Here is a 20,069-nt window from a genome sequence, read left to right on the forward strand (position 1 = left end):
GAGAGCATCAAGCGCCTTCAATTTCCTGACGTACAAGATTCAGGGCTTGCAAAGGATCCTCGGCCCTGGTGATAGGTCGGCCAATCACCAGATAATGACTACCGTCAGCGATTGCCTGCGAAGGAGTCACTATTCTGGTTTGGTCGTCTCTGGTGGCGAATAAAGGCCGGATACCCGGAGTGACCAAAGCAAAACCTGCCCCCAGATCTCGACGCAACATTGGCGCTTCCTGAGCAGAACACACCACACCGTCCATCCCGCAATCCTTGCTCAAAGACGCAAGCCTGTTAACCATCTCCTGGGCCTGCCCATCATATCCAATTTCCTGAATTTCAACGTCACTGAGGCTGGTCAAAATAGTCACAGCAATCAACAAAGGAGGCTGGTTGAATGGTTGAAGGATTTCCCGGCAGGCCTCCATCATACGACGGCCACCGGAAGCATGGACATTGACCATCCATACGCCCATATTGGCTGCCGCTTTTACTGCCTGTGCTGTTGTGTTGGGAATATCGTGAAATTTCAAATCCAGAAAGATCTCGAACCCTTTATTTTGCAGCCAATGCACAATCTCTGGACCAAAGGTCGTAAATAATTCTTTGCCAACCTTGAGTCGGCACAGAGACGGATCGATCCTGTCCACAAAACTCTCCAACGCTTTGCGTTCAGAAAAGTCCAGTGCCACAACAATTCTTGGGTCCGTTGGTTGAGTCATTTGATTTTATTCACCTGCATTCATTTGATTGGACGACCATCGTCCGGTTGTACAAATTCTGAAATCCCCATTTGAATACTGGGATAAGTCTTAGTTACACCCAAGGAATTGGCTTGATATTGCCCCAGGTTTTACAGCTGGGACACTGCCAATGCATGTGGCGGCCGGAAAAACCACAGTTGATGCAGCAGTAGTCCTGGTTTTTTTCCAGCAGAGACTCGAGCACTCCCTTGATGATCTGCACCCAACGTTTCGTTTCCGGTTCAGCATAGGGGGTAAGCAACTCGAGTAAAGTTCGCACTCCACCCAGTGTCGGATGCTCATCAAGCTGATGTAACAGGAATTCAATAGCATTCTGAGAATCAGTTCCCTGCCCCAATTGAGCAGCCAGCGTCACCATTACGTGAGCAGACGGTTGTTGTTCCCATATGCGCTGTAGAATACGAACTAGTTTGTCCTGCTCCTGAGTCACCATACAAATCTCAACGATGAGATCGACAGCTTCTGTGAGGAAAACCGGATCCTGCTGCTCAATTCTTTTTAATTCGTTTAACGCCTCAGCGAACTGTTCGGTGGCAATGCAAACCCTCGCCATTTGCAAGCTTGCCCGGACACAGGTCTTATCATGACCCAGCGCTTCCTTAAGAAACTGCCTTGCCTCAGCATAATCCTTACGGCGAATGTTTCTGTCGGCCAGTTCGCAGCAATACTGGGCTATTCGCTTCTGAAGACTTCTATCCCGTTTAACATCCAGGGAAAGTGCACGTTCCCTTGCGATATCCCAGTCTTTCTCGTGCTCGTATATTTCCAGCAGGCTTTCGATACAACGCTGCTTCCACTGTTTCTCGCCGGAAAGCTCAATGAACAGCGCCTCAGCCCTGTCATAAAGACCAGCCACCATATAGTCCTGAGCCAACTCAAAGGTCAATTGGCTGGCATGTTGTATACGAGCTTCGGGGTGGGATAACAGGTTTTGATGTATGGCTGTCGCCTTCTCAATTTCACCTTTGCGGCGATAATAATTGGCGATGGAAAGATGCAGTTGGATGGTATAGCGATTAACTTCAAGTTCCTGCAGAAATGAATCCAGTGTAGGTGCGTCGTACGCTTCAAACAGATACTGAAGGGTTTTGGGGAACTTGCCTGAATGGGTATCAACAGCTTTGGAGTTGCTTCTCCTCGACTGCTGATAACCGATAAACCAGCCAATGCCGATGGCGGCCGCCACCAGTAACCACTGCCCGATGAATTCCATAAATATCAGCTATTCGTGGCCAGTGATTGTCCCGATTTCGGTGCCTTAGCTTTTGGCCCCACCACTTTCCGCTTCAGGAAAGCAAGACCTGTTACCATCATTCCTAGAATCAGGCCAACCCCAAAGGCAGATATCACCAGAAGAGATACATCAACTGGTGGCGTTTTTATCACGATCAAATCTAATTGGACAGCATCTTCATTGGAGAGCGAAAACACCACTCCCACAAAAATTGCCGCCAATACCAGTATGATTAGAAGATATTTCTTAATTTTCGCCATGCGTGTACTCGACCCCAATCTCCATTGGGTGCTTATCTTAACACAGATAACGACAATGTCAGGATAATAGATAACGACATTGTCGAGTCAGATCGAGGCAGGTTTGACGAAATTAATACCCGGCTTTCAGGCTGGCGTTTACTTCATCACGCAATTCTTTCCCTGGTTTAAAGTGAGGCACATACTTGGCCGGTAAATGGACGGTTTCTCCCGTTTTGGGATTACGCCCTACCCTAGGTGCACGATAGTGCAGACTGAAACTACCGAATCCGCGAATTTCTATGCGCTGACCCTGAGACAAGGTTTGCGACATGTACTCTATGATCGTTTTAACGGCGAGCTCAACGTCTTTGACTGATAATTGTGGTTGTTTGGACGCAATAATCTCGACTAATTCTGACTTGGTCATAGAAGTTTCCTTATCAAAGCCATCGTCAGAAGTGTAGTTAAAGAATTAAAAAAACACAAAAAAAACGGGCATATAGCCCGTTTTTTCTATAATCAAACCGAAGTTTGACATTTAACATTGCAACTGAGTGTTTAGCTCTGTTGTTGCAACTGCTCCTTGATCAGATCACCGATGGTGGTAGGACCTTGAGCTTCGGTTTGCTTCTCTTTCACATCACGGATCGCCTGCTTCTCTTCGTCGATGTCTTTAGACTTGACAGACAGGTTAATCACGCGATTTTTACGATCAACGCTGATGATCTTCGCTTCAACGTCATCGCCTTCGTTCAGCACATTGCGAGCGTCTTCTACTTTATCACGGCTGATTTCAGAGGCTTTCAGTACAGCTTCAACTTCATCATTCAGAGCAATAACAGCAGCTTTGGCATCTACAGATACCACTTTACCGGTAACGATAGTGCCCTTGTCATTCAACTGAGTGAATTCAGCAAACGGATCGCTTTCCAGTTGCTTGATACCCAGAGAAATACGCTCACGCTCAGGATCGATGGACAGGATAACAGTTTCCAGATCATCGCCTTTCTTGTACTTGCGTACAGCTTCTTCGCCTGGCTCGTTCCAGGAGATATCAGACAGGTGAACCAGACCGTCAATTCCGCCATCCAGACCCAGGAAGATACCAAAATCAGTAATAGATTTGATCTTACCTGAAATACGATCACCCTTGTTGAAGCTTCCGGAGAACTCTTCCCAAGGATTAGCGTGGCACTGCTTGATACCCAGGGAGATACGACGACGCTCTTCGTCAATATCCAGAACCATCACTTCAATCTCGTCACCCAGTTGGACGACTTTGGAAGGATGAATGTTCTTGTTGGTCCAATCCATTTCGGATACGTGAACCAGACCTTCTACACCTTCTTCCAGCTCAGCAAAGCAGCCGTAGTCAGTCAGGTTGGTTACACGCGCAGTAACACGGGTGTTTTCAGGATAACGATCTTTGATAGCGACCCATGGATCTTCGCCCAGTTGCTTCAGACCCAGAGACACGCGGTTGCGCTCACGGTCAAACTTCAGAACTTTAACGGAGATTTCGTCACCAACGTTGACGATTTCGCTTGGATGCTTGATACGCTTCCAGGCCATGTCAGTGATGTGCAACAGACCGTCAACACCACCGAGGTCAACGAACGCACCGTAGTCAGTCAGGTTCTTAACGATACCTTTAACTTCCATACCTTCTTGCAGAGTCTGCAGCAGGGCATCACGCTCTGCACTGTTCTCCGCTTCCAGAACGGCACGACGGGAAACAACAACGTTGTTGCGCTTTTGGTCGAGCTTGATGACTTTGAATTCCAGGTCTTTGCCTTCAAGATGCGCAGTGTCACGGATAGGACGCACATCTACCAGAGAACCTGGCAGGAACGCGCGGATACCACCCAATTCAACAGTGAAGCCACCTTTGACTTTACCATTGATAACACCCATAACCACTTCATTGGCTTCGAAGGCTTTTTCAAGATCTTTCCATGCTTCCGCACGCTTGGCCTTCTCACGCGACAGACGGGTTTCACCGAATCCATCTTCCACCGCATCCAGAGCAACATCAACTTCGTCTCCGATGCTCAGGTTCAGTTCGCCTTTTTCATCAAGGAACTGAGAAACAGGGATAACCCCTTCAGATTTCAAGCCAGCGTGAACAGTAACCCAGTCTTGGTCAATGTCTACAACGGTCCCTTTTACGATGGAACCGGGCTGCATGTCGATTTCTTTTAAACTTTCTTCAAAAAGCTCAGCAAAGCTCTCGCTCATTGTGTTTCCTGTAGTGAATATATACTCCGTGCGGCCAGCTAACACGGTCAGTTCTATAATTGACTGTTAAATTGGCAATACTGGCTTACACCAAAATTAACAATCACCTGATGAAGTTTTACAAACTTCTGAAGCTGAAGCTCTTGCTCAAGCCTGTTTCGTGGACCAGATTTGAAGCACTTGTTGCAGCACTTCTTCTATCGGGAGCCCAGACGTATCAAGGGTTACAGCATCATCAGCGGGTCTCAGGGGCGCGTTCTCGCGATTCATATCGCGGTCATCACGAGCCTTGATCTCGCTTAAAAGGTGCGCAATTTTAACACTCTGCCCCTGTTGCTTCAACTGCTCGTATCGTCTCTGCGCTCTGACTTCAGCACTGGCGGTCATATAGATCTTGCAGGGAGCATCAGGAAAAACCACCGTTCCCATGTCACGACCATCCGCAACAAGCCCTGGGGATTTCCGAAAATCTCTCTGCCGCTGCAACAGAGCTTCCCTCACAACAGTATGTGGAGCGATCTGCGAGGCCTTATCACCACAGGATTCTGTTCGAATCTCCTCAGTAACATCCTCCCCCATAAGAAACACCGACACAGGCTGCTCAGCCTGACCAGAACGAAATTCAACATCGAGATTCTGAGCAACTCTCGCTACTGCCTCAGGATCATTCAGATCCACATCCTGCTTAACAGCGCTCAAGGCGGTTAACCGGTATAGAGCTCCGGAATCAAGAATACTCCACCCAAGGCGTCGAGCCAGAAGCTTGGCGATGGTCCCTTTTCCGGAACCCGAAGGACCATCGATAGTGATGACAGGCGCCTTTGAAGTCTCCGTCATACCTTCCCCGCCGGCTTGAGATTAAACCCAACCTCGTTGGCCAGCTCCCAGAAGTTTGGAAAAGAGGTAGCCACATTGGCGCAATCCCTGATAGTGATATCGTCGGTGGCAACCAAAGAAGCAACCGCAAAGGCCATTGCAATGCGATGATCCCCATGACTTTCAACACTGCCGCCACCTATCTCAGACTTGCGCAACACAATTCCGTCCGGACGCACCTCTGTCTTTACGCCAATAGCTTCCAACCCGTCGGCCATAACCTGAATGCGATCACTTTCCTTGACTCTTAGCTCTTCCGCTCCACTTAGCACAGTCTCGCCTTCAGCGTTAACGGCAGCAATAAACAGCACAGGGAACTCGTCGATAGCCAACGGAACCTGATCCTGCGGTATTTCAATCCCCTTCAGTGGGGCATATTTGACCCGGATATCTGCAACCGGCTCTCCACCAACCTCTTTCTCATTAAATATCTCGATATCAGCTCCCATCAGGCGCAAAATATTGATCACACCTGTACGGGTAGGATTAACCCCCACATGACGCAAAGTCAGATCAGATCCCGGGGTAATACTGGCAGCCACCAAAAAGAAAGCGGCAGAAGAAATATCGGAGGGTACATCAATTTTCGTAGCCGTCAGATTTCCGCCCCCGTTAACTGCAGCCCTGCTGCCTTCAACCGCCACATCATAGCCAAATCCTTTCAGCATTCTCTCCGTATGATCTCGGGTTGGTGCAGGCTCAGTCACCGATGTCTCACCCTCTGCATACAGACCAGCCAACAATAGGCATGACTTTACCTGGGCACTGGCTATCGGCATATCATAGTGAATAGCGGAAAGCTTATTGCCGCCTTTGATAATCATAGGTGGGCGTCCCTGGTCACCAGTTTCAATCACCGCTCCCATTTCCCTTAAAGGCTTGGCCACCCGCTCCATAGGGCGCTTGGATAAAGACTCATCACCCGTTAGCTCTACAGTAAACGACTGCCCACTCATCAATCCGGCCAGCAGTCTCATGGATGTTCCGGAGTTTCCTACATAAAGAGGTCCATGAGGGGCTTTCAACCCATGCAACCCCACCCCGTGGATTACCACCCGACCACGATCAGGACCTTCTATAACGACTCCCATATCACGAAACGCCTGAAGGGTCGCCAACGCATCCTCCCCTTCAAGAAAGCCTTCAACCTCTGTAACCCCATCAGCCAGCGAGCCAAGCATGATGGAGCGATGAGACATGGATTTATCTCCAGGGACACGAATATCACCTTTAACAGCGCTACCCTGGTGCGCCATGTAGGTCAGATTTTGACTAGTCATGTTGCTATCGTAAGCCTTACCTTCAAGCATTTTGGAAAAATGTTCTCGAGCAGCCTTGGCACGGGTAAACACCCCCATCAAGGTCTCACCGTCACCCCTGTCTATCGCCTGCCGCAATATTTCAAGATCTGAGGTAAATTCATCTATTACGTTAAGTACGGCAGTTTTGTTACTCAGAAAAATGTCGTGCCACATAATGGGATCACTCGCAGCAATGCGAGTAAAATCTCTAAAACCACCTGCGGCATATCGAAAGATCTCTTTGTTATCATCTGCACCGGCAAGCGTGTCTACCAGCGAAAATGCAATCAGATGAGGCAAATGACTGGTCGCAGCCAGCACCTCATCATGACGCGGAATCGACATCATCAGAACTTGCGCGCCGGTCTCACGCCATAACTGCACCACCTGATCCAAAGCTTCCATGGAAGTATTGGCCGCTGGAGTCAGAATAACTTTGTGATCCCGGAACAACTCAACGTTGGAGGCAGACACCCCGCTCTTTTCGGAGCCAGCAATCGGATGCCCGAGGACAAAGTTAGCCGGTAACTCACCAAACACCCTGACCGCGGCATCGGCAACAGCCCCCTTCACACTCCCCATATCCGTCAGTATGTGCTTCCCGGTCAAATGAGGCGCCAACTCACGCAATACGGGCTCAATCGCCTTGACCGGTGTCGCCAGCACCAAAACCTGGGCCTTACGGGTCAGCTCACCCAGACTTGAACAAGCCTCATCAATCACCTGCAGCTTCTCAGCAAGCCGGGACTCCTGCGTTCGGGTATCATATCCGAACACTTTCCCAACAGCCCCTGCCTGTTTAAGTGCCTTGGCAAAAGAGCCACCTATCAACCCCAGGCCGACAACACCGATGCTTGCTACCTGCATTCCAGACCTTTCTTTATTTGCTCATCCAGCCAGAGGGCGGAATGAAATAACACATCAACCTTGAGGAGTTCCCCAGATACGTCCCCCATTAATTACCTGCCAGAACATCTTTAAGAGCCGTCAGAAAACGTTCGTTTTCAGATTCCAGCCCGACAGATACTCGCAGATGCCTGGGCATGGCGTAATTCGCAACCGGGCGAACGATAACACCTTTTTTCAGCAACCCCTGATAAATATCACCCGCATTATCACCAACTTCCACAGCAATAAAGTTTGCTACAGATGGAATATAGCTTAACCCCAACTGATCAAAACCGGCTACCAACTGTCTCAGGCCTGCAGAATTCACTGCAACAGATTTCTCCAGGTATTCTTTATCCTGAAGGACAGCCAGCCCAGCTTCCTGTGCCGGCAGATTCACATTGAAAGGCTGACGAATCCGGTTCAGTAGATCTGCCATTTCGGGACTGGAAATTGAGTAACCAAGACGAAGGCCCGCCAATCCATAGGCTTTGGAGAATGTACGGGTAACAATCAGATTTGGATACTGTGAGATATAGGAAACGCCATTAGGGTAATCCGGCTCATTCAGGTACTCTGCATATGCCTCATCAAGAACAATGATCACTCTTTCCGGCACGTTGGCCAGAAACGCCTCCAAATCACCTTTTGAGATCCAGGTGCCGGTCGGATTGTTGGGGTTGGCAACAAAAATTACCCGAGTCTTCTCGGTAACAGCATTCGCCATAGCATCCAGGTCATGCCCCCAGTCTTTTGCAGGAGTCACGACAGCCTTGGCACCGACTCCCATAGTGGCTATCGGATAAACGGCAAATGAATATTCCGAGAATATGATTTCAGACTCGGCATCGGCGAATACTCGCGGCACGAATTCAAGTATATCGTTCGAACCGTTCCCTATCGTTAACTGATCCGCCCCAACTGACAACTTCTCAGCCAAAGCCTGCTTCAACCGGAAAGCATTACCGTCAGGATATCGAGACAACTCAGACACACTGCTAGCCAGCGCTTCAGCGACTTTCGGGCTGGGCCCAAGAGGGTTTTCATTACTGGCCAGCTTGATGATTTCTGAAAGCCCCAGCTCGCGTTGCAATTCCTCTATTGGCTTACCCGGTTGATAAGGGGTGAGTTTTTGGATCCCTGCATTAGCTAACGAAAGAAAATTCATGTTGAAAACACTCTATATTGTTTTAATCACTGAAAACGCAAGACCTGTAACGATAAAGGACATTCCGATTGAACCTTATTACGTTACAGCCTGCCTCGACTGAAAGTCTTCTGCACCCTGACCCAATGCGTCCCAAACAATCTGCCCGGACGCATTGTGATTGTCGCCTCCCGGCTACAAAACACCCAGCGGGTAGGACCCCAGGTGACGGACATCCAGCACAACGCTGGACAACTCCTGAATCGCAGCCACCACATTCTCGTCATGCCAGTGGCCACTGAAGTCAATAAAGAAATGATAACGCTGTTCACCGCTCAGCGCTGGCCTGGAGTCCAGTCGCGTCAGACTCAAGCTGTGTTTGTAAAAAGCCCCAAGCATTCGATACAGTGCGCCGGGCTCGTCTTTAATCGTGATGAGTACCGACGTGCGATCATTACCGCTCGGCGCAATACTTTCGCGTCCAATCACCAAAAACCTGGCCACCTGATTTGGCCGGTCTTCTATATTTCCGGCCAGAGACTTGACACCAAATAGTCCGATGCAATGCTCTCCGGCTATGGCCGCTGCATTCTTCTGTTTGGCCGCCAGCGTGACAGCCTCCTCATGGGACGAGACAGCCACCCGCTGTGCTCCCGGCCATTTTTCATCCAGCCATTGACGACAGCTCGCCAATGACGATGCCTGGGAATATATCACCTCAACATCTTCCGCCTGAGTGACAGGTGAAATAAGGAGGTGGTAGTGCGTACGAATCTGTACTTCACCACAGATATTCAACGGCGAGTTTACGAAAACATCGAGGGTGTGATTGATCATCCCCTCACTGGAGGTCTCCACCGGCACTACACCATAGTGGGCAGTTCCAGCGTCGACTTCACGAAATACCTCATCAATAGCAGCATGCGGCAAGGTCACGACCGAATGGCCAAAGTGCTTCAGCGCCGCTGCATGTGTAAAGGTACCTTCAGGACCAAGGTAGGCAATGTGTAATGGATTCTCCAACGCCAGACAGGCAGACATCACCTCCCGGAATAACCGGGCAACCTCTTCATCACTCAAAGGCCCTGAATTCAACTCCATCACCTTGCGCAACACCTGCGCTTCCCTCTCAGGGCGATAGAATACAACATCCCCTTGCGACCCGGAGCTGAGCTTCACCTCAGCAACACTTTGGGCACAGCGGGCTCTTTCGCTGATCAGCTCCAACAACTGGCGATCTATCTGGTCAATGCGATCACGCAGCTTTGATAATTCAACCTTCTCATTAGCCACGAGAATTATCCCTCACATTTTGAAGTGACGAGTGACAAAAGGCGCTTATTCAGCGCCCTGATCATCTTCGGTCGATACATCCGGTGCGGCGTCTGTCTCACCAACATCCGCGCCCTCTTCTGCCCCCTCCTCGGCCTCGAGCGTATCTTCCTCTTCAGGCTCTGCGATTCGCTCAACACCAACCAGTTTTTCGTCCTCAGCCACTCGGATAAGTCTCACACCCTGAGTATTACGACTGACCACAGAGACCTCGTCAGAACGGGTCCGCACCAGAGTTCCGTGATTACTGATCAACATTAGCTGGTCACCATCAACAACCTGGACAGCGCTGACCAAGCCGCCGTTACGGTCTGAGCATTGGATAGCGATAACACCCTGGCCACCCCGTCCATAAACAGGGAACTCCTCAACCTGAGTACGCTTGCCGTACCCTTTTTCGCTGGCTGTCAGAATAAAAGCTTCATCCTGAGGGATAATCAGAGAAACCACCTGATGGCCTTCCGCCAACCGGATACCTCTGACACCTCTTGCAGTACGGCCCATTGCCCGAACATCGTTTTCATTGAAACGAATGGCTTTACCACTACTGCTGAACAACATGACATCACGCTGACCATCGGTAATTGCTGCACCAATCAGCGTATCGCCTTCATCCAAACCTAAAGCGATCAACCCACTGGAACGAGGGCGCGAGAAATTTTCCAACGGCGTCTTCTTGACTGTACCGTTACGGGTAGCCATGAACACGTAGTGATCCTCTGCATACTCGTTGACCGGCAATAATGTTGTCACTCTCTCGTCTTCCGCCAACGGCAGAATGTTCACAATCGGGCGACCTCTGGCGGTCCGACTGGCCTGCGGAATTTCAAATGTTCTTAACCAGTACACCTTACCAAAACTGGTAAAACACAGAATCGTATCGTGAGAATTGGCAATCATGAGCTTTTCGATAAAGTCTTCATCTCTCATCGACGTGGCCGATTTGCCTTTTCCACCCCGTTTCTGAGCCTGATATGCCTCCAGTGGCTGAGTTTTGGCGTATCCCTTGTGCGACAGAGTGACCACTACATCTTCTTCAGCAATCAGATCAGCTGTGGTCAGATCCCGTTTGGAACTGGTGATTTCCGTCATACGATCATCACCAAACTCATCACGAACAGCTTCAAGCTCTTCCGTGATCACTTCCATCAAACGCTCAGCGCTCTGGAGTATTTCCAGCAACTCGGCAATACGATCCAGAATTTCGCGGTATTCGTTGATAATTTTTTCAGTCTCAAGACCGGTCAGTTTTTGCAGTCTTAATTCCAGAATGGACTGTGCCTGAGCTTCGGAGAGGTAATATTTACCATCCCGTAGGCCATATTCAGGACCTAAGTCTTCAGGTTTGCATGCATCGGCCCCGGCGCGCTCAAGCATGCCGACAACAGCACCCGGCTCCCATGCTTGAGCAAGCAGCTTTTCTTTTGCTTCTGCAGCGGTGGGAGATGCTTTGATCAGCGCAATAACCGGATCGATATTGGCCAGGGCAACTGCCTGACCTTCAAGGATATGACCACGCTCCCGAGCCTTGCGAAGCTCGAAGATTGTACGCCTGGTCACCACTTCACGACGATGCCTCACGAAGCACTCAATAGTGTCCTTGAGGTTCATAATCTTGGGCTCGCCGTTGACCAGTGCCACCATATTGATACCGAACACGGTTTCAAGCGGTGTCAGAGTAAACAGGTTGTTCATAATCACTTCAGCGTTTTCTCCCCGCCTCAGTTCAATAACTACCCGCATACCTTCTTTACTGGACTCATCACGCAGTTCGGTGATGCCCTCAATTTTCTTATCCTTGACCAATTCGGCGATCTTCTCTACCAACTTGGCCTTGTTGACCTGGTAAGGAATCTCGGTGATAACGAGAGTTTCCTTACCCGACTTCTGGTCAGCTTCAATCTCATAACGGGCACGAATATATATTCTGCCGCGCCCGGTCCTGTAAGCCTCCACAATCCCTGCACGTCCATTAATAATGGCGGCAGTTGGGAAATCAGGGCCCGGAATATATTCCATTAACTCATCAATGGTTATATCGGAGTTTTCAATATAAGCCAGGCAGCCTGAAATGACTTCTCTCAGGTTGTGAGGAGGGATATTGGTCGCCATCCCCACTGCAATCCCGGAGGAACCATTGACCAGCAGATTAGGCACTTTGGTGGGCAAAACCACGGGAATTTGCTCGGAACCGTCATAGTTCGGCGCAAAGTCAACCGTCTCCTTTTCCAGGTCCGCGAGCATTTCATGGGCAATTTTGTCCATGCGTATTTCGGTATAACGCATGGCCGCCGCACTGTCACCATCGATTGAACCAAAGTTACCCTGCCCATCTACCAAGGTGTAACGCAGCGAAAACGGCTGTGCCATACGAACGATAGTGTCGTAAACAGCAGAGTCACCATGCGGGTGATATTTACCAATAACATCACCAACAACACGGGCAGACTTTTTATAGGCTTTGTTCCAATCATTGCTCAGCTCGTTCATGGCAAAAAGCACACGACGATGAACCGGCTTAAGCCCGTCCCGCGCATCGGGTAAAGCTCGGCCGACGATTACGCTCATGGCGTAATCTAGATAGGATTGTTTGAGTTCATCTTCGATATTGACGGGAAGTATTTCTTTGGCGAGTTCAGCCATATATAGCTTTATCCTGTTCTCGAACGGATAGGGTTTGTTGTTCTACCCAGTGTCAATCTTTCCGCTCCACCGGGCTAAACCACCGGAAACTGCCAATGCACGGACATTCGGCTATCACAGACCAGCCTGAAACTGATCATTCCGAACACCCCAGAGAAGCCCATGACAAATTATCTTGCCTGAAGGTATGCATCGAACAGATTAGCCTCTGCAAATGGCTATTTTTTAACCACTCAACAGGGCGTCAGAGCAGATTTCGCAAGCGGTCAAGGATAACACAATTGACTTCAGCATCGAAGCAAATTGCAGCGCATGAGAAACATTTTTGGAGGAAATATGGAAGGAGACCAGTAAGCGCTCACCCAAAACTTCGTTGAACGCCACTCCAGCCTTTAATCGAACACAGCCAACTATTTTATTCTTAGGCTGCCGACCAATTATTCTGTTACTGCCAACCAGGAAAACAACACCGTAAGTCAGTCAAAAACCGATATTCAGCCAAATAAAGATATTTCCCAATCAATCAGGCTAATTTATGCACAAACTGATCCGGAGAAACAAAATCTTTCACTGCGCGCAACACATCTTTACGACTGATCTGCCCAATCAGTCTGCCTTGCTCCACCACAGGAAAACGACGACGACGCTCTTTGATAAAGCGCTCACTCACAGAAAGAATATCCTGATCAGCCTCAACTACATCGACATTTGTCGCCATATACTCGGAGACAACCCCACCGAGCGACTCGTAGTCGTAGTAACTGCCACTCAGAATGCTCTTCAGACAATCCACTTCAGACAACAGTCCTACCAATTGCCCCTTTGCATCGGTCACCGGAGCTCCGGAAATACTATTCTTGAGAAGCCGGTCAATTGCGACAAACAAATCAGTATCAGGATGGAACACGACGAGATTGGTGGTCATGTAATCGCGCACTTTCACAGATTTCAGCATAGATAGCTCTCCTGCTTTGTTTTCCCTAACAATACGCCGACACACGAACCCTGCCAAGCACCTTAAGAGGAATACGCCGGAAATTAGACACAGATCAGATCCCGGCCAGCGATATGGACCGGGAGAGCACATACTGACCAGGCATGAGAGGTAGCGTCAGCAATAAGCGGCGTTACCCAAACACCACCGTCTTGTTTTGATGCACAATAACCCGGTCCTGGAGATGATATCGCAGACCTCTGGCCAGAACCTGCCTTTCAACGTCTTTACCCAATCGAACCATATCTTCAATGGTATCGCTATGATTGACGCGAATGACGTCTTGCTCGATGATCGGCCCCTCATCCAGGTCTTCCGTCACATAATGACAGGTTGCCCCAATCAACTTAACCCCACGCTGATATGCCTGGTGATAGGGCTTGGCTCCAGCAAATGAGGGTAGAAAACTATGATGAATATTAATAATCCGCCCAGCCTGGGTATGGCATAGAGCTGGCGGCAGAATCTGCATGTAGCGCGCCAGAACAACCACATCCGTCTGATACTCTTCGATCAGCTTTTCAACCTCGGCAAATGCCGGTGCTTTATCCGCCGGATTAACTGGCACATGATGAAAGGGGATTTCATACCACTCCACCATCCTGCGCAGATCATTGTGATTGGAAATCACTGCCACCACTTCACCGTCCAACTCTCTTGCCTGCCAACGATGCAGAAGGTCAGCCAGACAATGGGACTCCTTACTCGCCATCAGAACAATTCTTTTCGGCTGATCCGTATCCGCGATATGCCAGTGCATCTTGAATTCCTTCGCGATTGGCTCAAAAGCCATGCGGAAAGAATCGATATCAAACGGCAATGAACTGGCCTTAACCTCATTGCGCATGTAAAACCAGCCATTCGCGGGGTCCGCATGATGGCTCGCTTCAGTAATCCAGCCATTATATGTCGCCAGAAAAGTCGTGACTTTGGCCACAATTCCCACCCGGTCCGGACAGGCCATCACAAGTCGAAATGTTCTTTCCATTTTTGCTTCCTTTATTATTACAACAGCTCCACTGCCAGCGCCTACCTGCTGGCCGAAATCTCACCATCGGCAGGCGCTTACAAAAAAGGCTGAATCACCACTGTTGCGATGATTCAGCCTGAGTCCGCTTCAAGCTAATAATCCCTTAGTACCATATGTATTCAGAACCATCTGTCTTCAGGGCTCTCCTCCTTCAGAGCAATCAGCCTCTGGAGCAGCCGGCTCTTTTTCTAGCCCATAATATTAATAGCCTGCTCTTCTATTCGTTTGCGCCACTCTGCAGGACCAGTCTGATGCACAGATTCTCCGTTGACATCCACCGCCACAGTCACAGGCATATCCTGCACTTCAAACTCGTATATCGCCTCCATCCCCAGTTCCGGGAATGCAACAACATTGGAGGATTTGATCGCCTTGGATACCAGGTAAGCTGAACCGCCCACCGCCATCAGATAGACCGCCTGATTATCACGGATGGCCTCTATAGCTGTTGGGCCCCGCTCAGCTTTCCCTATCATTCCTATAAGACCGGTTTGCTCAAGCATCGTGCGTGTAAATTTATCCATCCTGGTGGCTGTCGTAGGACCTGCTGGGCCAACGACTTCGTCACCAACAGGGTCCACTGGACCCACGTAGTAGATAAACCGACCAGTCAAATCAACGGGAAGCTGCTCTCCCTTAGCCAGCATATCCACCATCTTTTTATGGGCAGCATCACGACCAGTCAGCATTTTACCCGATAACAACACCGTATCACCCGGCTTCCACGACTTAATGTCTTCGCGGGTTACGGTATCCAGGTTCACCCGCTTCACATCCGCACCGACCTCCCAAGTAATTTCAGGCCAGTCATCAAGGCTCGGTGGTGTTTGCAATGAGGGGCCGGATCCATCCAAAACGAAATGAGCATGACGGGTAGCCGCACAGTTAGGAATAATGGCAACCGGCTTGTTCGCTGCATGGGTGGGGAAATCTGCGACTTTAACATCCAGAACCGTCGTCAGACCGCCGAGCCCTTGGGCACCGATACCAAGTTTGTTCACTTTCTCAAAGAGTTCCAGCCTTAGCTCTTCAGATCTTGTCTGTGCGCCGCGTTTTTGCAGATCCTGTATATCAATCGGCTCCAACAAAGCTTCTTTGGCAATCTGCATTGCTTTTTCCGCGGTACCACCGATACCAATTCCCAGCATTCCTGGAGGGCACCATCCTGCTCCCATCTTGGGCACCTGTTCCAACACCCAATCAACGACAGAATCAGAGGGATTCAACATGGCAAATTTGGATTTGGCTTCTGAGCCTCCGCCTTTGGCCGCGACATGAACATCCACCGTACTCCCAGGCACCAGCTTCATGTGAATAATCGCCGGCGTGTTGTCCTTAGTGTTCCGACGAGCGCCATCCGGATCGTCAAGCACAGAGGCCCGCAAAACGTTGTCCGGATGTAGATAGGCACGACGAACGCCTTCGTTCACCATATCCTCAATACTCATATCGCCTTCAAACTTAACATCCATGCCGATATCCAGAAACACAGACACAATACCAGTGTCCTGGCAGATGGGACGATGCCCCTGAGCACACATTCTTGAATTGATCAAAATCTGGGCCAGCGCATCCTTGGCAGCAGGAGACTCTTCCCGCTCGTACGCTGCGTGTACAGCTTTGATAAAGTCCACTGGGTGGTAATAGGAAATAAACTGGAGCGCATCAAATACGCTTTCAATGAGGTCTTCTTGCCGAATTACGGTGGTCATGCACACTCTCTCTTTCATTTTCGCCCGGACGGGACAAGTGACGAACTTTCAACTTCCCAGCGCCAACTGAGTATAGTCTCGCCACTTCACTTCGTCCTTATGCCCCAGGCTTCACAGCGGGATAATATCCAGGGCAGGTATTGTATCCTATTTCCCAACGTGTAATCAGCTTTGATATCTTACGAGCTCGACAGCTGAATCACCGAGGTGTATAAGCCTAAGGATTACACTGGGAATTACTGTGCCTCCAAAGAATAAAATTTTCGCTGTTTCAACTTCCCTATTTTGGTCTAAACTACTGAAGACTCATAGAAAATGTGGGCACCGACATGCCCGGAGAAAAATCCACCTAAACATGGCGCGATTCACCTTTCGAGCTTTGTCATTTTCGCCTATGCTTGAAGAAGTTTTGGCGAGAACGGGTAACAACAACAAATATCCGCTTAGTCCGGAATTCATAACTAGAAAGCAATAATAAAAGGAAGAAGGTCCTATCTTATGTTCAAGAAAACCTTTTTAAGTCTAGCGGTCGCTTCCGCCGTCACGCTCGCAGGCTGCGGGAATAATGACGGTGGCAATGCCAATGCGGGTGCACGAAATGATATTGAGGGTCCTTTAGTTGATCAGGTCAATGAGATAACAGGTGCCACACAAGCTATCTTTAATCCGGCACTGAGCGAACTGCCCGTGCCAAATGACATCCTCTTCGCGACAGAAACTGCCGGGGATGGCACCATGTCAGGAAGCACCGCCAATCCGATCACATTAGCTCTGGATTTTTTGGACGGCGCATCCACTGTAGCCCCGATTGACGTTAAATTCACTGGCGCGCTCGGCACAGATGCAGGCAATGTGGACGGCAACACCTTTATAACCGGCACTTCAACGCCAAACCCCAACCAGAATGTTTTCCTGCTGAAACTGACTTACCCGAGCGGTGACGCACTGACACAACCGGAAGGCGAGCTTCCAACATTTGCTCTGGGTGTCGCTGTCCAGGCGAGCGATGCAACAGAAATAGCCAAATTAACCAATACCCGTGCAGAGATTGTCAGCCTGGACGGTATTAACAATGTCATTCGAATCACACCTCTTGAACCGCTGGATCCCGCGTCCAAGTATCTGGTTGTGATTACGGAAGAAGTTGAAGACGCCGACGGTGATCCAGTATCTGAATCCGTTGCTTTCAACGAACTCAAAGGGACAGGCGAACTGGCCTCCCCCTCTCTTGTAGCAGTGAGAGAGGCTGTTAATGGCTGGCTCTCTCTTGCAGAGGGTTGGTTTGACGCATCCACAAACCTGAGCAGATCAGCATTCGGCCTGGATGAACTTACAGCAGATGATGTAGCAATTGCCTACACCTTTACCACCGGCGGTACAACAGGTGTCCTGAGCTCAGTTGCTGACCCCAAAGTCTTTTTCTCTTCTGCAGCCGCCACAACCGCCAAAAAAGAAGCGGTTACATTACTCAACAGCGATACTTTTGACCTGGACGGCCCCGTCGCCGATGTGCTGACAAACGCAGACCTGTCCACTGATGAGAAGTGTATAAATGTCGGCCTCCTGAGCGCCATCCCAACGCTAGGGTTAACAGACACGTATAGTAGCTTCTCAGAGGTAGCCAATAAAACCGACATATACAAACTGCAGGCTGCCGCCGCGACTGTAAATAACAACATTGCCAATCAGGATGCTGCCACCATAGCGGCATTAGCTGGAGCAGGCCTGACCTGTGGTGACGGTGCAACTCACGCGCAGGAAGCCACAGCAACAGTTGCCGCACTGGAGGGATTGGGTGCAGATTTCCCCACCCCGGAAGCCCAGGATGTAGATTTCTATACAAGCGTATCCAATGCAGCTCTTGGGCTCACCAATGGCGCCACCGTATACCTCGGGCAAATTTCTCTTGATTACTTTCTCAAGAAACCTACGGACACCAATCCCAGCAATCTGGCGTCGACCTGGGAAGCTTCCACTTCTGTAGGAGATGCGATCGATACAGCAAACAGCAACGAAGAGGGCACCACTCCTCCCTCAGACAAAATCACCTACCGGTATCCGTTCCCAGCAGAGCAGACGGAAGTTAAGGCTCCAATTTTGGTACATGTACCAACTGCGTGTGCTGGCGGCGGCTGTCCTGCGATCATTTACCAACACGGTATATTTGGAAACAGGACTCATAGTCTGGCAACAGCGAACAATGTCGGCAACTTTGTAACCGTTGCGATAGATATGCCTCTACATGGCATAGCGCCTCTGACAAAGACAGACATTCTCGATCCTTCTCTCGCCCTGAGCGTTGATGTCGATGTTAATAACAACTTTGCTGAGCCTGCTTTTAAGGCAGTCCCAACCTTTGAGGATCTGGAAGAACGCCACTTCGGCTGGGGTAACCCCACAGGCGCATCACCATCCCGCATGGTGTACGCAGCCACAGAGGATGATGCTTCAGGAGCTTCGGGAGAGAACTTTATCAATTTGAGCGTTCTTCCAAACATCAGAGACAATGTTCGTCAGGCTGTCGTTGACCTCCTTAACCTGAGCGCTTCCATGGATAACGTAAGCTCGGCCCTAAATACATTTGATGTGTCACATTTGACACATCAAATGTCTTCTTTGTAGGGCATTCACTGGGCGGTATCGTAGGCACCACTTTCGTAGGTGTAAACAATGCGATGGTTAGCGGAAACCCGGACCTGTCTACAATTTCTGGTGCAGCCCTGGTGACGACTGGCGGGGGCCTTCCCAGACTGCTTGAAAACTCTCCATCCATTGGTACGTCACTACTGGAAGGCTTGGCAGCATCAGGCCTGACTCAGGGCTCAGCCAACCTGGAGACTTTTTTATCCATCGCGCAAGGCACTGTGGATTCTGGCGACCCTCTGAACTTTGCCAGCCTGTACAGCACTACTGGCACACCAGTTTATCTGAATGAAATCTACGGCGATGCCTCTGACCAATCGACCAGGGACCAGACCATCCCTATCGCAGCTGACACCCTGTATGGCGGCGACTACACCGGTCCATTGAACGACGCACTCCCGGCACCGCTGGCTGGTACCGAACCTTTAATCAATGGAATCGGAGCAACTTCAATTACCACACTTGGAGCAACTGCGACCGATGCGGGTGTCGTGAGGTTCACAGCCGGTAGTCACAACACTATCATTCAGCCAGCAGATGCTACTGAAACCGCTGTCTTCACCCAAATGATGACCAACATTGCCTCGTTCTTTGGCTCCATTGTTGGTGGCGGACCCGCAGCAGTTTCCATATCCGATACGACTTACGTTAAAACCAACGAACCTGCGGACGACATTTAAGTCCGCAACATACTCACCCATCTTTAACGGATGGGTTGAGTAAACTAAAAAAAGCCCGCATTTGCGCAATGCTGTTCACTTAAGAGGAGCAGCATTGCGATCTACTGGATATCGGGTCTTTGATATCTTAACCGTCCGAGGTGTCGTAGGCCTCGGACGCCTCTCCAAAAACAGACTACTAATTCCCGATCTTAACTCTGACAAGCGCCGACCTGTTCCAGATATCGGATTGGAAGCCGCCATCACAATTAACTGAACAGCAATATAATCACACACTGGTTTGAAGCGAATGTCAGACGGGGCTCGATCAAAGCTTACCGCCGCAATCGATGCTTCTCGCCTTATGATGTTG

The 20,069-nt window shown here is 49.8% G+C and carries 15 protein-coding genes and 1 pseudogene; 2 read left to right on the forward strand and 14 right to left on the reverse strand.

Annotated elements, in window-relative coordinates; genetic code table 11:
- Nucleotides 1–7 precede the first annotated feature (7 nt).
- The 13 genes from pyrF to F566_RS0109610 form a co-directional block, all read right to left on the reverse strand.
- Entirely contained in the window at nucleotides 8–715 is a 708-nt protein-coding gene (pyrF, locus tag F566_RS0109545; RefSeq protein WP_020406761.1) for an orotidine-5'-phosphate decarboxylase, read from the reverse strand.
- A gap of 94 nt (nucleotides 716–809) precedes the next feature.
- The gene (gene lapB / locus F566_RS0109550) at nucleotides 810–1,970 is read right to left on the reverse strand and encodes a lipopolysaccharide assembly protein LapB (RefSeq protein WP_020406762.1); all 1,161 of its coding nucleotides are present in this window, start codon (nucleotides 1,968–1,970) and stop codon (nucleotides 810–812) included.
- Nucleotides 1,971–1,975: 5 nt separating this feature from the next.
- Nucleotides 1,976–2,251: a LapA family protein gene (locus F566_RS32435; protein WP_020406763.1), complete on the reverse strand. Its 276-nt coding sequence runs from the start codon at nucleotides 2,249–2,251 to the stop codon at nucleotides 1,976–1,978.
- Nucleotides 2,252–2,363: 112 nt separating this feature from the next.
- Complete coding sequence (locus F566_RS0109560) at nucleotides 2,364–2,660, reverse strand: integration host factor subunit beta (protein WP_020406764.1); 297 nt, start codon at nucleotides 2,658–2,660, stop codon at nucleotides 2,364–2,366.
- A gap of 131 nt (nucleotides 2,661–2,791) precedes the next feature.
- The gene (rpsA, locus tag F566_RS0109565) at nucleotides 2,792–4,471 is read right to left on the reverse strand and encodes a 30S ribosomal protein S1 (RefSeq protein ID WP_020406765.1); all 1,680 of its coding nucleotides are present in this window, start codon (nucleotides 4,469–4,471) and stop codon (nucleotides 2,792–2,794) included.
- 147 nt (nucleotides 4,472–4,618) lie between these two features.
- Complete coding sequence (cmk, locus tag F566_RS0109570; protein WP_020406766.1) at nucleotides 4,619–5,308, reverse strand: (d)CMP kinase; 690 nt, start codon at nucleotides 5,306–5,308, stop codon at nucleotides 4,619–4,621.
- Entirely contained in the window at nucleotides 5,305–7,515 is a 2,211-nt protein-coding gene (locus tag F566_RS0109575) for a bifunctional prephenate dehydrogenase/3-phosphoshikimate 1-carboxyvinyltransferase (RefSeq protein ID WP_020406767.1), read from the reverse strand. The genes cmk and F566_RS0109575 overlap by 4 nt, the downstream gene beginning before the upstream one ends.
- Before the next feature lie 88 nt (nucleotides 7,516–7,603).
- Entirely contained in the window at nucleotides 7,604–8,704 is a 1,101-nt protein-coding gene (gene hisC, locus F566_RS0109585) for a histidinol-phosphate transaminase (RefSeq protein ID WP_020406769.1), read from the reverse strand.
- A 174-nt stretch (nucleotides 8,705–8,878) separates the two neighbouring features.
- The gene (pheA, locus tag F566_RS0109590) at nucleotides 8,879–9,976 is read right to left on the reverse strand and encodes a prephenate dehydratase (RefSeq protein WP_020406770.1); all 1,098 of its coding nucleotides are present in this window, start codon (nucleotides 9,974–9,976) and stop codon (nucleotides 8,879–8,881) included.
- Nucleotides 9,977–10,021: 45 nt separating this feature from the next.
- The gene (gene gyrA / locus F566_RS0109595) at nucleotides 10,022–12,658 is read right to left on the reverse strand and encodes a DNA gyrase subunit A (protein ID WP_020406771.1); all 2,637 of its coding nucleotides are present in this window, start codon (nucleotides 12,656–12,658) and stop codon (nucleotides 10,022–10,024) included.
- A gap of 523 nt (nucleotides 12,659–13,181) precedes the next feature.
- Complete coding sequence (locus tag F566_RS0109600; RefSeq protein ID WP_020406772.1) at nucleotides 13,182–13,613, reverse strand: CBS domain-containing protein; 432 nt, start codon at nucleotides 13,611–13,613, stop codon at nucleotides 13,182–13,184.
- Nucleotides 13,614–13,785: 172 nt separating this feature from the next.
- Entirely contained in the window at nucleotides 13,786–14,640 is an 855-nt protein-coding gene (purU, locus tag F566_RS0109605) for a formyltetrahydrofolate deformylase (protein ID WP_020406773.1), read from the reverse strand.
- 230 nt (nucleotides 14,641–14,870) lie between these two features.
- On the reverse strand, nucleotides 14,871–16,394 hold the full coding sequence (locus F566_RS0109610) for a fumarate hydratase (RefSeq protein ID WP_020406774.1): 1,524 nt from the start codon (nucleotides 16,392–16,394) through the stop codon (nucleotides 14,871–14,873).
- A gap of 498 nt (nucleotides 16,395–16,892) precedes the next feature.
- Between F566_RS0109610 and F566_RS0109615 the strand changes: the two genes are divergently transcribed.
- Nucleotides 16,893–19,016: a hypothetical protein gene (locus F566_RS0109615; protein WP_026179890.1), complete on the forward strand. Its 2,124-nt coding sequence runs from the start codon at nucleotides 16,893–16,895 to the stop codon at nucleotides 19,014–19,016.
- A gap of 53 nt (nucleotides 19,017–19,069) precedes the next feature.
- On the forward strand, nucleotides 19,070–19,717 hold the full coding sequence (locus F566_RS0109620) for a hypothetical protein (RefSeq protein WP_026179891.1): 648 nt from the start codon (nucleotides 19,070–19,072) through the stop codon (nucleotides 19,715–19,717).
- 75 nt (nucleotides 19,718–19,792) lie between these two features.
- Here the strand turns inward: F566_RS0109620 and F566_RS36280 are convergent.
- A pseudogene (locus tag F566_RS36280) lies at nucleotides 19,793–20,069 on the reverse strand (IS4 family transposase); the annotation flags it as partial.

It is taken from the genome of Hahella ganghwensis DSM 17046, from assembly GCF_000376785.1.
GTDB lineage: Bacteria > Pseudomonadota > Gammaproteobacteria > Pseudomonadales > Oleiphilaceae > Hahella > Hahella ganghwensis.

Bases quoted from the DNA above. Each gene is read 5' to 3' on its own strand.
- pyrF (WP_020406761.1), bottom strand. From the start codon at position 715: ATGACTCAACCAACGGACCCAAGAATTGTTGTGGCACTGGACTTTTCT.
- lapB (WP_020406762.1), bottom strand. From the start codon at position 1,970: ATGGAATTCATCGGGCAGTGGTTACTGGTGGCGGCCGCCATCGGCATT.
- F566_RS32435 (WP_020406763.1), bottom strand. From the start codon at position 2,251: ATGGCGAAAATTAAGAAATATCTTCTAATCATACTGGTATTGGCGGCA.
- F566_RS0109560 (WP_020406764.1), bottom strand. From the start codon at position 2,660: ATGACCAAGTCAGAATTAGTCGAGATTATTGCGTCCAAACAACCACAA.
- rpsA (WP_020406765.1), bottom strand. From the start codon at position 4,471: ATGAGCGAGAGCTTTGCTGAGCTTTTTGAAGAAAGTTTAAAAGAAATC.
- cmk (WP_020406766.1), bottom strand. From the start codon at position 5,308: ATGACGGAGACTTCAAAGGCGCCTGTCATCACTATCGATGGTCCTTCG.
- F566_RS0109575 (WP_020406767.1), bottom strand. From the start codon at position 7,515: ATGCAGGTAGCAAGCATCGGTGTTGTCGGCCTGGGGTTGATAGGTGGC.
- hisC (WP_020406769.1), bottom strand. From the start codon at position 8,704: ATGAATTTTCTTTCGTTAGCTAATGCAGGGATCCAAAAACTCACCCCT.
- gyrA (WP_020406771.1), bottom strand. From the start codon at position 12,658: ATGGCTGAACTCGCCAAAGAAATACTTCCCGTCAATATCGAAGATGAA.
- F566_RS0109600 (WP_020406772.1), bottom strand. From the start codon at position 13,613: ATGCTGAAATCTGTGAAAGTGCGCGATTACATGACCACCAATCTCGTC.
- purU (WP_020406773.1), bottom strand. From the start codon at position 14,640: ATGGAAAGAACATTTCGACTTGTGATGGCCTGTCCGGACCGGGTGGGA.
- F566_RS0109610 (WP_020406774.1), bottom strand. From the start codon at position 16,394: ATGACCACCGTAATTCGGCAAGAAGACCTCATTGAAAGCGTATTTGAT.
- F566_RS0109615 (WP_026179890.1), top strand. From the start codon at position 16,893: ATGTTCAAGAAAACCTTTTTAAGTCTAGCGGTCGCTTCCGCCGTCACG.
- F566_RS0109620 (WP_026179891.1), top strand. From the start codon at position 19,070: ATGGTTAGCGGAAACCCGGACCTGTCTACAATTTCTGGTGCAGCCCTG.